14 protein-coding genes and 1 riboswitch are annotated in these 14,469 nt (G+C 58.6%); of the genes, 7 read left to right on the top strand and 7 right to left on the bottom strand.

Features of this window, described 5'->3' with window-relative positions; genetic code table 11:
• From DTF_RS27500 to thiF, 4 genes are all read right to left on the bottom strand, one after another.
• On the bottom strand, window positions 1-621 hold a 621-nt coding region (locus tag DTF_RS27500; RefSeq protein WP_226989436.1), incomplete at its 3' end, for a radical SAM protein.
• Window positions 618-1,394 carry a thiazole synthase gene (locus DTF_RS0120630; RefSeq protein ID WP_027716859.1) on the bottom strand — a complete coding sequence of 259 codons (777 nt, stop codon included), beginning with the start codon at window positions 1,392-1,394 and terminating at the stop codon, window positions 618-620. The genes DTF_RS0120630 and DTF_RS27500, both read right to left, overlap by 4 nt.
• A 121-nt stretch (window positions 1,395-1,515) precedes the next feature.
• A complete protein-coding gene (gene thiS / locus DTF_RS0120635; protein ID WP_027716860.1) occupies window positions 1,516-1,716 on the bottom strand; it encodes a sulfur carrier protein ThiS in 201 nt (66 codons plus the stop codon).
• A gap of 22 nt (window positions 1,717-1,738) precedes the next feature.
• Entirely contained in the window at window positions 1,739-2,545 is an 807-nt protein-coding gene (gene thiF / locus DTF_RS0120640) for a sulfur carrier protein ThiS adenylyltransferase ThiF (RefSeq protein WP_027716861.1), read from the bottom strand.
• Between the two features lie 50 nt (window positions 2,546-2,595).
• Window positions 2,596-2,697: riboswitch (TPP riboswitch) on the bottom strand.
• Window positions 2,698-2,887: 190 nt separating this feature from the next.
• Here thiF and DTF_RS0120645 point away from each other — a divergent pair.
• The gene (locus DTF_RS0120645; protein WP_027716862.1) at window positions 2,888-3,583 is read left to right on the top strand and encodes a hypothetical protein; all 696 of its coding nucleotides are present in this window, start codon (window positions 2,888-2,890) and stop codon (window positions 3,581-3,583) included.
• Window positions 3,584-3,677: 94 nt separating this feature from the next.
• A complete protein-coding gene (locus DTF_RS0120650; protein ID WP_027716863.1) occupies window positions 3,678-3,890 on the top strand; it encodes a hypothetical protein in 213 nt (70 codons plus the stop codon).
• A gap of 13 nt (window positions 3,891-3,903) precedes the next feature.
• Here DTF_RS0120650 and selD read toward each other — a convergent pair whose 3' ends face one another.
• From selD to selA, 3 genes are all read right to left on the bottom strand, one after another.
• Entirely contained in the window at window positions 3,904-4,947 is a 1,044-nt protein-coding gene (selD, locus tag DTF_RS0120655; RefSeq protein WP_081703125.1) for a selenide, water dikinase SelD, read from the bottom strand.
• Window positions 4,948-5,009: 62 nt separating this feature from the next.
• Window positions 5,010-6,929, bottom strand: coding sequence for a selenocysteine-specific translation elongation factor (gene selB / locus DTF_RS0120660; protein WP_027716865.1), 1,920 nt, complete (start codon window positions 6,927-6,929; stop codon window positions 5,010-5,012).
• Between the two features lie 15 nt (window positions 6,930-6,944).
• Window positions 6,945-8,345 carry an L-seryl-tRNA(Sec) selenium transferase gene (gene selA / locus DTF_RS0120665; RefSeq protein ID WP_027716866.1) on the bottom strand — a complete coding sequence of 467 codons (1,401 nt, stop codon included), beginning with the start codon at window positions 8,343-8,345 and terminating at the stop codon, window positions 6,945-6,947.
• Window positions 8,346-9,076: 731 nt separating this feature from the next.
• Here selA and DTF_RS0120670 point away from each other — a divergent pair.
• The 5 genes from DTF_RS0120670 to DTF_RS24890 form a co-directional block, all read left to right on the top strand.
• Window positions 9,077-9,838 carry an IclR family transcriptional regulator gene (locus tag DTF_RS0120670; protein WP_027716867.1) on the top strand — a complete coding sequence of 254 codons (762 nt, stop codon included), beginning with the start codon at window positions 9,077-9,079 and terminating at the stop codon, window positions 9,836-9,838.
• Between the two features lie 135 nt (window positions 9,839-9,973).
• Window positions 9,974-10,231, top strand: coding sequence for a DUF4212 domain-containing protein (locus tag DTF_RS0120675; RefSeq protein ID WP_027716868.1), 258 nt, complete (start codon window positions 9,974-9,976; stop codon window positions 10,229-10,231).
• A 15-nt stretch (window positions 10,232-10,246) separates the two neighbouring features.
• Entirely contained in the window at window positions 10,247-12,052 is a 1,806-nt protein-coding gene (locus DTF_RS0120680) for a sodium:solute symporter family protein (protein WP_027716869.1), read from the top strand.
• 169 nt (window positions 12,053-12,221) lie between these two features.
• Window positions 12,222-12,584 (top strand): hypothetical protein, encoded by a 363-nt coding sequence (locus DTF_RS0120685; RefSeq protein WP_027716870.1) that lies wholly within the window; start codon window positions 12,222-12,224, stop codon window positions 12,582-12,584.
• 176 nt (window positions 12,585-12,760) lie between these two features.
• The coding region (locus tag DTF_RS24890) for a DUF294 nucleotidyltransferase-like domain-containing protein (protein WP_035058427.1) at window positions 12,761-14,469 on the top strand (1,709 nt) is incomplete at its 3' end.

Genomic DNA, 14,469 nt, shown 5'->3' on the forward strand with positions numbered 1-14,469 from the left:
GGTGAGAAGGCGAAAGTCGTAATTGCGCTTTTTGCCGAAAGGATGCAGTTCGGCATAGAGTTCGCGGTCGTAGGTTTCCTGATAGATCGTGAGCCCGTCGATGCCGGCCTCGACCATCTGCCGGTAGCCGTCCTCTTCCATCGGGTAGACCTCGATGGAGATGGAACTGAACAGGTGGCGGATGCGCCGGGCCGCCGCAGCGATGAACTCATTATCGACCTTGGCGGGAAATTCGCCGGTGACCAGGAGGATATGGCGGTATCCCAGCTCGTGCAGCACCTGCGCTTCGCGCTCTATCTCCTCCAGGGTCAGGGTTTTGCGCGGCACCCTGTTGGTGGCGTTGAAGCCGCAGTAGACACACCCGTTGCTGCACTCGTTGGAGAGATAGATGGGCGCATAGAGGAGGATGGTTCTGCCGAAGCGCTGCTGGGTCGTGCGGTGGGCTTTCTGCGCCATCGCCTCGATGTACCCTTCGGCAGCGGGCGACAAGAGGGTCATGAAGTCGTCCGGGCGCAGACGCTCGATCAGCAGAACCCGTTCCACATCGGCAGCGGTCTTGCTTTCAATGGCGGCGAGGACCTGCTGCGGATCGTGTCTGCCGATTTCGTCGAGAAAGCTCATGGGTTGCCCCGCAGAAAACCCGTCAGAGGGCTGGAGGCCTCGGCCCGATCGCGCTGTTCGCCCAGGCCGGCCAGGTAGGCTTCGCGGCCCGCCTCGACGCCCTTTCTGAAGGCGGCGGCCATGGCGCCGGGATCTGGAGTCACCGCAAGGGCTGTGTTCACCAGGACCGCGTCGGCCCCCATCTCCATCGCCAGCGCTGCGTGAGAAGGGGCGCCGAGGCCGGCGTCTACCACCACCGGAACGATGGCCTGCTCGATGATGATGGCGATGCTGTCGGCGGTACGCACTCCTTTGTTGGTTCCGATGGGGGCGCCCAGAGGCATGACCGTAGCGGTGCCGGCTTCCTGCAGATGCTTGGCCAGGACCGGATCGGCATTGATGTAAGGCAGGACGGTGAAACCTTCCTTCACCAGGATCTCGGCCGCTTTCAGGGTCTCGATGGGGTCCGGGAGCAGGTAGTAGGGATCGGGGGTGACCTCCAGCTTCACCCATGGCTCGCAGCCGGCGGCGCGGGCCAGGCGGGCCAGGCGCACCGCTTCCTCGGCATCGCGGGCGCCGCTGGTATTGGGCAGCAGCAGATATCTGCTCCGGTCAATATGGGACAGCAGACTGTCGCCGGGGTTTTCAATATCGACCCGCCGCAGGGCCACGGTCACGATCTCGCATCCGGAGCCTTCCATTGCGGCGATCATCGCTTCGTTGGAAGCGAATTTGCCGGTGCCGACCATCAGACGCGATTTGAAACGCCGGCCGGCGATGATTAACTCGTCCATTTTTAAACCTCGTGGTGAATCTGGGAATACAGAATGTAGAATACAGAATATAGAATAAAAGAAATCAGAATGAACTCCTTCTGTATTCCAAATTCTGTATTCTGTGTTCCGCCTTTGCTTTTTAACCGCCCCCGACGAACTGGACGATCTCCAGAATATCGCCTTCGGTCATGACGGTTTCGGCGAAACGGTCCCGGGGGACGATGTCGCGGTTGCGCTCCACCGCCACCCGTGCGGCATCTAGGCCGAGGGCTTCGAGAAGCTGCTGGATGGTCGCGGTGAAGGCGAACTCTTTCTTGTTTCCGTTGACGGTAATAGTCATAATGCTCGTTCCTCGTTCCGGTCTACTCCGGTTCTTCCCCCAGCAGGAGACGCAGCGCGGCGTTCGCCTGGTGGTGGGCGGCGATCCCCACTCGCGGAGCCATCAGTCCTTCACCGACCCGGGCCGCCGTCTCGCCGTCTCCAGCCAGGTAGAGATTTGTGGCTGCGCGGCGGGTCGTGACGGTATTCGACGGACCGTATCCCGCCATTCCGGAGGCGGCGACCAACGGTTTGCCCGGACAGCGGCTGAGAAAGGTCTCGACCAGCATCGCCTTCTGGTCGGGGGCGTCGAAGGCCTCGACCATGACGTCGACTCCGTTGAAAATTCGCGGGATGTTCTCCCGGTCGAGCCGCCCGTAAAAGACCGCCACTCCCACGCAGGGATTGATGCGCTGCAGGTTGGCGCGCAGGGCGTCGACCTTGGGCATGCCGATCTGATCCACAAAATACTGCTGGCGATTCAGGTTGGAAGGCTCGATGACGTCGAAATCCGCGACGATCAGCCGCCCCACGCCGATGCGCGCCAGGGCGACCGCAATGGCCGAGCCGAGCCCACCGGCGCCGGCGATCCCCACCGTCGCCTTCTTGATCCGCTCGTGCACGCCGGGGGTGTGACGGGCCGCCATCAAGGCCTCCAGTTCGTCCGGCGTGGGATGTTCGCCGCGTCGGATGAGAACCACCCGGTCGCCTTCCGTCAGCGGCCTATCCTCCTGAAGGGGAAAGCCGTTGAGAATGACGACGTCAGCCTCGGGCTTGCGAGCTTCACGCAGTTCGAAGAGGGTCGCCCCTTCGGGCATGTCCACCGGCTGTTCGTTGAGCAGTATTTTCATAAATAGCAAAAGGGGCCGCGTGAAAAACGGCCCCTTCCGAAAAGTTTTCCCGGCAGGTTTCGCCGCTTCCCTACGCCGGCATGATCCGGATCAGGTTCAAAGGGTCGTTCCGGCTGCGGAACTCTCAGTGCAATACTCCCCTAGGGCGTTCTCCAATTGTGAGTGTAAAGCTATCAGTAATGTCGGAGGAAAGTCAATGTCTTTGTTGTGCCCGGACTCCGGGCCCCGCACGGATTGCTTAAGACCCGATACCTTGCCGTTTGCGGTGAACGCGGTTCGCCGTAGACAGGTTTTCGCAAATCAGGCACGGCGATCCGTCGCCTTTTCATTTAGAATATAAACATGAGTATTGACGAAGCGGAAATCCGCTTCTATCCCCCTGTGATAATTTTCGACTGGAATCCTATGAAACAGAATCTTCGGGTCGTCCGGGGGCGGGAAATCAGAAAGGAAGATCTGGTCCAGATCATTGCCCTGAACCATCTTGTCTATGGTCCTGAAGCGACCGCATCGCTGGAGAATGTGGAGCGCGTTCTCGCGAAAAACGGCGAGACCTGTCTGGTCGTACGGGATGAAGCCCGGGGAACAGTCGTCGGATACATGAGCGCTCTCCCTCTGGTGCCGGAAGCTTTTCAACGGATTCTAGACGAGGAATCCGAAGAATTTCTCGATGCCGACGATGTCGTCGAATATGATTTTTCGGATCCGAAACCGAAATTTTACCATCTGTATCTGGCTTCCGTCGTGGTGGAAACTTCCTGTCAAAGGTCGGGAATTTTTCGGTTATTGTATGTCAGCTTTCTCGATGCCCTGCTGGCCCTTGGAAGAGAAAACAGCATCTTTTTCAGGGATCTGGCGGCCCGGACTCTGCTCCAAGGCGAGAAAATCTGCCTGGCGCTCGGCATGAACCAGATCGGAAATTCCTGCCGGAACGAGAAGATATATTATTCTGAAATGCCTCCTCCCTTCCTGGGCCAGAGTTCCGGAAAGGGGAAGGAACTTGTCAGGTTTTATGCCGAAGCACTCCAGCGGGGATAAGGTTCCGCTCCCCCCTCTTTTTTCCTTTTCCCTTCTGTACTAAAATAAATACAAAGAGATTTTTCCGCCGCAGCGGCGGAGAAAGGAGCCGGCCATGGAAAAGGAAAGATTCAGAGGTATCTGCTCGGTGGCCTCCGAAGGGAAGCTCAAATGGGTCGACAACCTCAAGACCCATCAGTCCGGTCGGGTTCTCTCCTGCGCTTCAGGTAAATTCGAGATCGAATCCGAAGGCCATCACAGGAAATGGAATCCGGAGGAGTGTGCGGAAAGGACCTACGGCTACCTGCCGGTATACGGGGAAGACTGAGCTTCCCTGTCTGCTACCGGAGGACCCTGAGCCGGCCGGCCGGCGCCTCATCCACACGGCCGACCACCCAGCCGTTTACACCCTTGCCTGCGAGAGCGGCCAGCAAGGCATCGGCCCGTCCGGCGGGAACGGCCATCAGCAGCCCCCCGGAGGTCTGGGGGTCGGAGAGAATGTCGAGATCTTCGGGTGAAATGTTCCCTCCATCGAGGACCCGCGGCAGGTAGTGTTCGCGATTATTATAGCTGCCGGCGGGAATCAATCCCATGCCGGCCATCTCCCGTGCCTTAGGGTAGACGGGGAGAGCAGCGGCGTCGAGTTCGATCAGCACGCCGCTTGCCTCGGCCATCTCCAGAGCATGACCCAGAAGGCTGAAGCCGGTGATGTCGGTGCAGGCCGAAATGCCGATATCCAGCATGGCCTCGCAGGCGCCCCGGTTGAGGGCCTCCATCCCGGCGATCGCCTCAGCCATATCTTTTTCAGTGAGCACTTCCCCCTTGAGGGCGGTGGCCAGAATCCCTGTTCCCAGGGGCTTGGTCAGAACCAGTCTGTCGCCCGGGCGGGCACCGACGGTGCTCACCAGTTCCGCAGGATGGACGATGCCCGTCACCGCCAGGCCGACTTTAGGCTCGTCATCATCGACCGTGTGTCCGCCGACGATGATCGCCCCCGCTTCCTTGACTTTTTCCACGCCGCCGCAGAGGATCTCCACGAGGATGCCGCGGTCAAGGCAAGCAGGAAAGCCGACCAGGGAGAGCGCCGTCAGGGGCTTGCCCCCCATGGCGTAGATGTCCGAGAGGGCGTTGGCCGCGGCGATGCGGCCGTAGCTGCGAGGATCGTCGACCACCGGGGTGAAGAAGTCGATGGACTGCACCAGGGCCCGCTCATCGTCGAGGCGGTAAACTCCGGCATCGGCATAGGGGATGGCCGCGGAGAGGAAGTTTTCATCTTCGAAGCTCGGTAATTGACGCAGCACCTGCGCCAGCGGCCCGGGGGCCAGTTTGGCGGCTCAACCGCTCGAGCGGGAGAGGCTGGTCAGGCGAACGGGTTTTTCGGCCATGGCGGCACCTCCTTTCTGTTTTTTTATAGGTCTTACAGGTCCCATTGGACTTATTGGACCTATTAAGAGTTTTTAGGCAGTTTCCACGCGACTCTCACATCCCCCTTGCGCAGGGTGTACTTGAGGGCGTCGCAGTGCTCGAGGAAGGCCTGCACCTGTTTGCGGGCGCTGCCGATCAAGTCGCGAAATTCGGCCAGGGCGAGGGTTTCATGGTTTGCGAAGTGGCCGTTGAGCTTGGCAAGAGCGTCGCGATAGGTTTCGGCGTGGAAGAAGCTCTCGTCACTGAGGCGGACCAGCCGGCCGGTGCCGATAAGATAGGCGAAAAGCGGCTCGGCCCTCGCCGCATCCAGCCCCAGGCGATCGAGCATCTCCTGTTTGTTCTTGGCCAGCGTGCCCTCTTCGCGGTAAGCCGACTCTATCCTGTCGGCGATCTGCTGCTCGGCGGCGGAAAGGGTCGGCGCAAAACCGGGCCGGGTGAGATATTCCCCTTGCCGCTCCAGGTCCCCCTCCTCAATGGCGGAGTCCAGAAGCTGATCGAAGGCCTTGGGGGCAAGGGCGGGCGGAAGGGCCGACTTGAGGGTAGCGTGGGGAATGCCCGGCTGTAGGGGATTGGCGGCGTGGAAGCGGTCGGTTTCCTCTGCCAGCCGCAGCCGGCAGGCCCGCACCGTCTCGGCCGTCGCCCACTGATCGGCCAGATGGATGACCTTGCCTTCGGTCTCCAGCTTCTCCAGATGGCCGGCGATCCGCTCCCGACCCATGCCGGAGAGAAGCTCCAGTTCCTTCGCCCTGACGCATCCCAGGTCGAGAAGTTTCTGCAGCAGAAAGGACATCTCCCCCGATTCGAGTTCGGCCAGCGCCCGCATGACCTCGGCGCGAAAACGGCGGTGCTTGACCGGAGCGGGATCGATGACGACCCCGCCGCCGATGGTGGTCATCGGCGAGTAGGAGCGAAGGATGAAGCGGTCCTGTCGGTGCGCGACCAGCGGGCGGTCGAGATGAATCTGGACGATGGCGCTCTCCCCCGGCTCGAGCTGGTCCCGGTCGAGCAGGGCCACCACGCCGACCCGGCGGGCGGTTCCGAGGTGAAAGTGGACCGGATCACGGAACTTGAGCGGCCGCGGAGCTTCGGCAAGGAGGGTGATGCGGGCGTCGAGGCGTCCGGTCTGCTCAAAAATCCCCGGCGTTCCGACGACCGAGCCCCGCTGCAGGCGTTCTCGTTCTAGGCCGGCCAGATTGAGGGCCACCCGCTGACCGGCCAGGGCCTCCTCCACTTTTTTCCCGTGGACCTGCACTTCCCGCACCCTCACCCGCTCTCCCGGCGGGAGAACCTCCACCGTATCGCCAACCTTGACTTTGCCCGAGAGGAGGGTGCCGGTAACCACCGTGCCGAAGCCGGCCACCGTAAAGTGGCGGTCGATGGGGAGTCGCAGGGGACCGTCGGCATCCTTGGGAACGGTCGTTTTCAGCAGGTCGCGGATGGTCTGAACCAGTTCGGGAATGCCCTCGCCGCTGAGGGCGGAAACCCTGCAGAAGGGCGCATCCTTGAGAAATGTCCTGGCCACCTCTTCCCGGATCTCCTCCTCTACGAGGTCGATCCATTCCTCATCCGCCAGGTCGCATTTGGTGAGAACGACGATGCCGCGCCGGATATCGAGCAGCTGAAGGATCTGCAGGTGCTCACGGGTCTGGGGCATGACGCCTTCCATGACGTCGACCACCAGCAGCACGAGGTCCATGCCTCCGACCCCGGCGAGCATGTTGTGGATGAATCTTTCATGGCCGGGAACGTCCACGATTCCGGCGATTTCACCTCCCGGGAGGCGAAAGGGGGCAAATCCGAGTTCGATGGAGATGCCGCGCTCCTTCTCCTCTTTGAGACGGTCGGTCTCCTGGCCGGTAAGGGCGCGGATCAGGGCGGTCTTGCCGTGATCGACGTGGCCGGCGGTGCCGATGATGAAATGGTGTTTGCTGGAAGCGGCCATATTTCTGTTTGGGGCTTATTCTGAGGTGAGGGCCGCGGAGACGGCGCGAATCAGGTCCTTCTCCTCTTCTCCGGAGAGTGTGCGCGGATTGAGCAGAAGGCGGTCTTCGCGGATGCGGCCGACCACCGGCGGGTCTCCGGTGCGAAGGCGTGCGGCCAGGGCATCGGCGGAGAGGCCTGCGGCGGTTAGAGCCAGGGCGTAGCCGGGAAGCTCCGTCAACGGCAGAGCCCCCCCACCGACCGTCGAGTTTTCGGGGACGACGCTCGTCTGCAGCCGCTCGCCGCAGGCGGTCCGGAGACTGCGCCGCAATCGTAGACAGCGCTTTTTAAGCTCCTCCTCGGGGACCGCCAGCATGCGCAGGACGGGAATGTCGGCCAGTGCGCGCCGAGGGTCGAGGTAGAGACGCAGCGTCGTCTCAAGTGCGGTCAGAGTCAGCTTGTCGCTGCGCAGCGCTCGTGCCATGGGATGCCTTCGGATTTTCTCCACCGCATCCCGTCTTCCCACGATTATTCCGGCCTGTGGCCCGCCGAGCAGCTTGTCGCCGCTGAATGTGACGACATCGATACCCGCCGCCACCGCTTCGGCAACCGTCGGCTCGCGCGGCAGGCCGAAGGAGGAGAGGTCGATCAGCATGCCGCTTCCGAGATCCTCCATCACCGGGATCCCGCGCTCGCGGCCGAGTTCGACCATCTCCGCAGCGCTGACCGAGGCGGTGAATCCGACGATGCGGTAGTTGCTGGTATGAACCTTGAGCAGCAAGCCGGTCTCCTCTCCGATCGCCTCAACGTAATCGCGCAGATGAGTCTTATTGGTTGTTCCAACTTCACGCAGGATCACGCCTCCGGCGGCCATCACCTCGGGGACGCGGAAGGCGCCTCCGATCTCGATCATCTCGCCGCGGGAGACGATCGCTTCTTTCCCTTTTGCCAGTGCGGTCAAGGCGAGCAGCACCGCCCCGGCGTTGTTGTTGACCACCGTCGCCGCCTCCGCCCCGGACAGGTGCCGCAGCAACTCTTCCACATGGGAGTATCGATGCCCCCTCTCGCCGCTCTCCAGATCAAATTCGAGATTAGAATAGCCGCGGGAGACCGCATCGATGGACTCGATGGCCGCAGGCGCCAGCGGCGCACGGCCGAGATTTGTGTGAAGGAGGGTGCCGGTGAGGTTAAGGACGCGCCGCAGCGCCGGTGCGGCCTTTGCTCTGGCCAGTGCCGCGGCCCGGGCGGCGATGACTGCAGCCGACAGGTCGGGTGACGTTCCGGCCAGGAATTCGCTTCGCAATGCAGCAACGGTCTGCCGGGCGGCCTCCGCACGCATGGCCTGAGGGATGCAATCCGCAAGGTCGCGCATAGCCGGCTCGTTGAGCAGGCGGTCGACGGAGGGGAGATTGCGAAGGAGAGTATTTTTGTCGTTCATGGAATGGCCGCGGAAATGAATAGGGTTATCCGGTCGTGGATGGACCCTCGCCGCTTCAGCTGTCTGGAGAAAAAATGCCTGAAATTAATGTACAAGGTTTCCTCAGAATCGCCAGCGGCAGGAAGAGCATGTCTGTGTGTAGCAAATTTGGACCCGCTTTACAAGTTTTAATAAATAGAGAAACAGGTCGGCGTACCGGCGCAGATAATATTGCAGAACGAGCGGGTTGTCCCGCAACCTTTCTTCGCTGTTTCCCGTCCCACTCCCTCATTCGCCTTCTTGTATATTTTCCACCATATGGTAAGCTGTGCCTTATTAAATTCGTTTAGGCGAGGGTCCTCGAATCCCACGGGATCAACCAATTCAGTTCGCACACTCCATCGTTTTATCGTCGCTAAATAAATAGATTACTAAAACAGTATTTTATAAACCTAGACATAAACCGGTGCTCATCTGGGGCCTAAATATGACAATTGTGGTAAAAAATATAGGCCAAAAATGCCTTTCAATGTTAATGGTAACAAATTTTTAAATCTGTAAGTATCTGAAAACAGTAGTGTAATAATTTTAATGTTTAATTTGAGTAAACATTTCTTGACATGAATAAAACGGTGTATTATCTTGTTCTGCACAAATCACCCAAGCGTCCAGGGTGGCAAATATAAAACAGGGTTACATAAAAACTTTCAGATCAGCGTTTTCACGGGTTTGACCCGCCTTAGGAGCCGCCGTTGACCGTCAGAGGTAAAGATTCCTACTCCATTCAGTCAGTGGATAACGCCCTGGATGTGCTTGAGGCTCTTTGCGACGAAGGGGACGAGGTCCGCATTTCACGCCTGAGTGAGCGGCTGGGTATGAACAAGATGAGCGTGTTCAGACATCTTGCGACATTCGAAAACAGGGGATACGTGGAAAAGGAGGAAGGCTCCGACAGGTATCGTCTGGGACTTTCCGCCTATGAGATAGGGCAGAAGTTCCTATCGCGCATGGGCCTGCTTCGCAAGGCGCGGCCGGTCATGAACAGGATGGTGCGGGAGTGCGACGAAGCGGCTTATGTCGCTGTGCGGCGCGGTTCGGACATTCTGTTCCTCGACCTTATCGACACCAGCCAGCAGGTCAAGATCGTTTCCCTGGTCGGCAGGAGATATCCTGTCGAGATTCCCGCCGCCGGCAGGGTGCTGCTCGCCTATGAGCCCAATGCCGGAGAGGCCGAAGCCGAAAAGGCGGACCTGGCGGAGCCCCTTGCAAAGATCAGAGAGCAGGGATTCTGCCTTGACCGGGGCGCCATGGGCGATGGAATAGCCAGCGTTGCCGTGCCCCTGTTCGGACCTGGTGCCAAACTCCAGGGAGCCCTGTGTTTTGTGGGCCCAGATTTTCGACTGCCGCAGGAAAAGATTGAAAACGAATTGCTTCCCCGTCTCCTGGAGGCAGGGCATATCATATCGTCCAAGCTCGGCTATTTTGGAGATGGCATGAATCGGGAGAAATATTAACGGGAAATCAATATCGAAGAAAGGGGGAGAGAGATGACAATCTGTGGTCCGACCAAAAAATCGGGCCGAACGTTCGGCGTGATGGTTTCGCTGGAAATCACCATTTTTTCAAGAGGAGAGAGAGGAGGCTAAATTATGGTTCAACATGATGGTGTAGCTTATTGGAAGGCAACACTTGCGTTGATCAGGAACGTTCTGATCGTCTGGTTTATTGTTTCGTACGGGTTCGGTATTCTGCTGGCGCCGATGCTTGACAAGATCCATATAGGCGGATACCCGCTGGGATTCTGGTTCTGCCAACAGGGATCGATGTACATCTTCGTGGCGCTCATCTTCATCTATGCCAAGATGATGGGGAAGATCGACGAAAAATTTGACGTTCACGAAGATTAAGGAGGAGAATATACAATGAGTCTTCAAGCGACAACTTATCTGATCGTCGGACTTACCTTTGCGCTTTACATCGGCATCGCCGTGTGGGCACGCGCCGGCAGCACGAAGGAATTCTACGTGGCGGGCGGGTCGGTCCACCCGGTCATGAACGGAATGGCCACCGGCGCCGACTGGATGTCGGCGGCATCTTTCATCTCCATGGCCGGCCTGATCTCCAACATGGGTTACGGCGGCGGCCTCTTCCTTATGGGATGGACCGGCGGCTACGTTCTGCTCGCCATGCTGCTCGCCCCCTATCTGCGCAAGTTCGGAAAGTTCACCGTGCCCCAGTTCTTCGGCACCCGCTATTACTCTAAAAGCGCCGCCATGGTCGCGGTTATCTGCCTGCTGATCGCCTCGACCACCTACATCATCGGCCAGATGACCGGCGTCGGCGTCGCCTTCTCCCGCTTCCTCGGCGTCTCCAACTCTACCGGTATCTACATCGGCATGGGCATCGTCTTCATGTACGCGGTGTTCGGCGGCATGAAGGGGATCACTTACACCCAGGTTGCGCAGTACTGCGTACTGATCCTCGCCTACACGGTGCCTGCGATCTTCATCTCGCTGCAGCTGACCGGCAATCCGATCCCCCAGCTCGGCCTCGGCTCCGACATGGCCGGCACCAGCGTCAGCCTGCTGCATAAGCTCGACCTGATCGTTACGGATCTCGGGTTTCCGCAGTACACCACCAGCACCCGTCTGAGCATGCTGAACATGTTCGTGTACACCGTGTCGCTGATGATCGGCACCGCCGGCCTGCCGCACGTCATCGTCCGCTTCTTCACGGTCCCCAAGGTCAAGGACGCCCGTTCCTCGGCCGGCTGGGCGCTGGTCTTCATCGCCATCCTCTACACCACCGCTCCGGCCGTGGCCGCCATGGCGAAGATGAACCTGCTCAAAACCATCAATACGACGGTCATGGCCGAAGGCAACGTCTTCGCTCCGGATGCCCAGATTGTGTACGATCAGCGTCCCGACTGGATGAAGCGCTGGGAAGTCACCGGCCTGCTCAAGTTCCAGGACAAGAACGGCGACGGCCGCATCCAGTACTACAATGACAAGAGCAAGAATGCCGACTTCCAGGCCAAGGCCACCGCAGCCGGTTGGCAGGGCAGCGAGCTGACCGTTAATGCCGACATCATTGTTCTCGCCAATCCGGAGATCGCCCTCCTGCCCAACTGGGTTATCGCCCTGGTTGCCGCCGGTGGTCTTGCCGCCGCGCTCTCGACCGCGGCCGGTCTGCTCCTCGCCATCTCATCGGCGATTTCCCATGACCTGCTCAAAGATAATTTCATGCCCAACCTGACCGAGAAGGGCGAGCTGATGGCCGGTAAGATCGCCATGGCCGGCTCGATTGTCGTCGCCGGCTATCTCGGCCTCAATCCTCCGGGCTTCGCCGCCGGAACGGTGGCCATCGCCTTCGGATTGGCCGCCTCCTCGATCTTCCCGGCCCTGATGATGGGCATCTTCAGCAAGACCATGAACAAGCAGGGCGCCATGGCCGGCATGCTCGCCGGTATCGGCATCACCATGTTCTACGTCTTTGCCCACAAGGGGATCTTCTTCATCAAGGGGACTGAATTCGTCAATGCCATCGGCGGCGAAAACTTCTTCTTCGGAATCGAGCCGAACGCCTTCGGGACCATCGGCGCGATTGTCAACTTCGCCGTGGCCTTCGCGGTGAAGAACATGACCCCGGCGGTGCCCCATGATATCGCCGAAATGGTCGAGCAAGTCCGTATTCCCCGCGGAGCCAAAGCTGTTGACGGGGCCCATTGATCCACAGCTTTTGATGATCTGAAATCTTGGTGTTCGATGCCCCGCCAGGTGCACTGGCGGGGTTTTTTTCTCAAATTTTACCCTTGATCGATATGCCGTTTCCGGGATAAAAGGAACTCTTTTTAACTTTTTCAGCCACACTTCACCTCCATGACAACGGGAGTCGGGAATGAATCGTGAACTCATCAGTTTCGTATTGAATTGGGCGCTCTACCTGGCTCTATACCCCGTTGCATTCTTCTGGTTTCGCCGGGCCTGGAGAATTTTCATAAAGCATGATTATTCCGAAGTCGCCCTGAAACGCGGTGCATCACCCCCGAATCCCAAACGCTGGGCGCCCGTGGTCGGAATCATCAATATGGTCGCCGGCGCTATTGGTATCTGGCTCATCGTCACCATTCCCCTCGGCCGGTACGACTTTGAATCCTGGATAGAAATAGCCGGCGTGACCCTATGGACGAAAATTCTGCTCGACTTTATCATCAGCCGCCAGGCCCATCCCTTTACTCTCGGTAGAAAGAGCAATAAATAACCTTTTCTTCCTTCTCCCTTTATTCAGGAACATTCGGGCTTTTTACGGATAGGTTAAATTGTTTTCTTATCCGAAGTTCTTCTGATACAATTCCAATCAAATGGCATAAAGGCTTCCCGAACGGAGGCCTTTTTTGTCGGAACGGATTTCTATCGGATCAGAGTAGGGGGCACGCAATGGGTTTAAGCAGGACGTTAAGGGATGCCGAGCCGTTCAGTCAATTTCCCGACGACCTTTTTGCCGAATTCGAAAAGGCTGCAGTCGTTAAAAAATACCCGCCTCACATCCACATATTCAATCAGCACGACCCTCCCACCGGTTACCTCTACGTGATCAAGGAAGGGATGGTGGAAATCACGGCCCAAGCGCCCGGCGGCGTCGAAATGGTCGTCGATTACCGTCAGGAAGGGCAGTTCTTCGGAGGAACGCCGATCTTCACCGGGGAACCCTACACCGGCGGCGCCCGCACGGTAAAAGCAACCGATTGTTATCTTATCCCCGAAGACGTATTGAAGCGGGCAGAAACCGACTATCCGCAGATCCGCGGATACTTCACTCGAATTGTCCTCTCCCGAGTCAAAGATCTCTACGCCGACATTGTCGCCGAACACAGCAACAAAGCGCTGACACAGGTGGAGGCATTCCCTTTCCAGAAGCGTCTTTCCGAGATCATGTCGACGCCTGTCGAAGTTTGCGAGCCCCATGTCTCGGCGCAACAGATTGCGCGGCAGATGAGTGAGAAGGGCGTCAGTTCCCTGCTGGTGACGGATGAATTCGGTTCGCCGATCGGCATCATTACCGAAAGGGACATCGTCGCCAAGGTCGTGGCGTCCGAGAATGTGGACCGCCGATCAATCACCGCCGGGGACATCATGGTCCCGCATCCGTATGCGATGTCCCCCGACAGATATATGTACGAAGCGATGTCCTACATGCTCGCACATAAGATCAAGCATCTGCCGATCATCGACCGTGAAGAAGCCGTTGGCATCGTCACCATGCGGGACGTGATGCGGTTCCGCAGCCAGAAAGCGATGCTTCTGGTCGGAAACGTCAAGGAAGCGCTTACGATCGAGGATCTGGTGGCGGTGAGCGCCCAGACCGTCAAGGTTGCAAAAACATTGCTCAGTGAGACGCGTTCCCCCTTCGAAACCATGGAGATCCTCTCCTACATTCATCACAGCATTCTTCGTCGCTGCTATGAAATCGTTCTTGACGATATGAAACGGCAGGGGATGACTCCTCCGGATATCCGCTTCTGCCTTTTCATCATGGGCAGCGGCGGGCGCAAGGAAATGCTGCTTGGTCCGGACCAGGACAACGGCTTCATCTACGAAAACTTCCCCGACTCCCGAAGCGAAGAGATCGACGCATTCTTCATTCCATTTTCAGAAAAGCTCGTACATGCCTTTGCCCGGGTCGGATATCCCCTCTGCAATGGGGAGGTTATGGTGAACAACCCCCGCTGGCGGGGTCGGCTAAAGGATTGGCAGACGCGCATTACTGACTGGATCGCCGTTCCTGAACCCAAGAAGGTCATGTACTCCACCATTTTCTTCGACTTCATGCCCTTGGCGGGCGACGCCTCTCTCTGCCAGTCTCTGCGAGACTTCGTCCATCGGAAAGTTCCCAGAAATACCCTCTTTCTGTATCACATGCTGGAAAACGACATGAAACACAAGCCCCCGATCGGACTGCTCGGACGCTTCGTGGTGGAAAAGGGAGGGGAACACAAGGGACAGCTTTCTCTCAAGCAGGCCGGGAGCGTCTTCATCGTGGATTGCGTTCGCATGTTCATGCTGGAGCAGGGGATCTACGCCACCACGACGGTTGAGCGTCTGGACGAGCTCGTCAAGTTGAACGTTCTGAACCAGGAGACGGCCGA

The sequence above is a fragment of the Desulfuromonas sp. TF genome (assembly GCF_000472285.1).
Lineage (GTDB): Bacteria > Desulfobacterota > Desulfuromonadia > Desulfuromonadales > ATBO01 > ATBO01.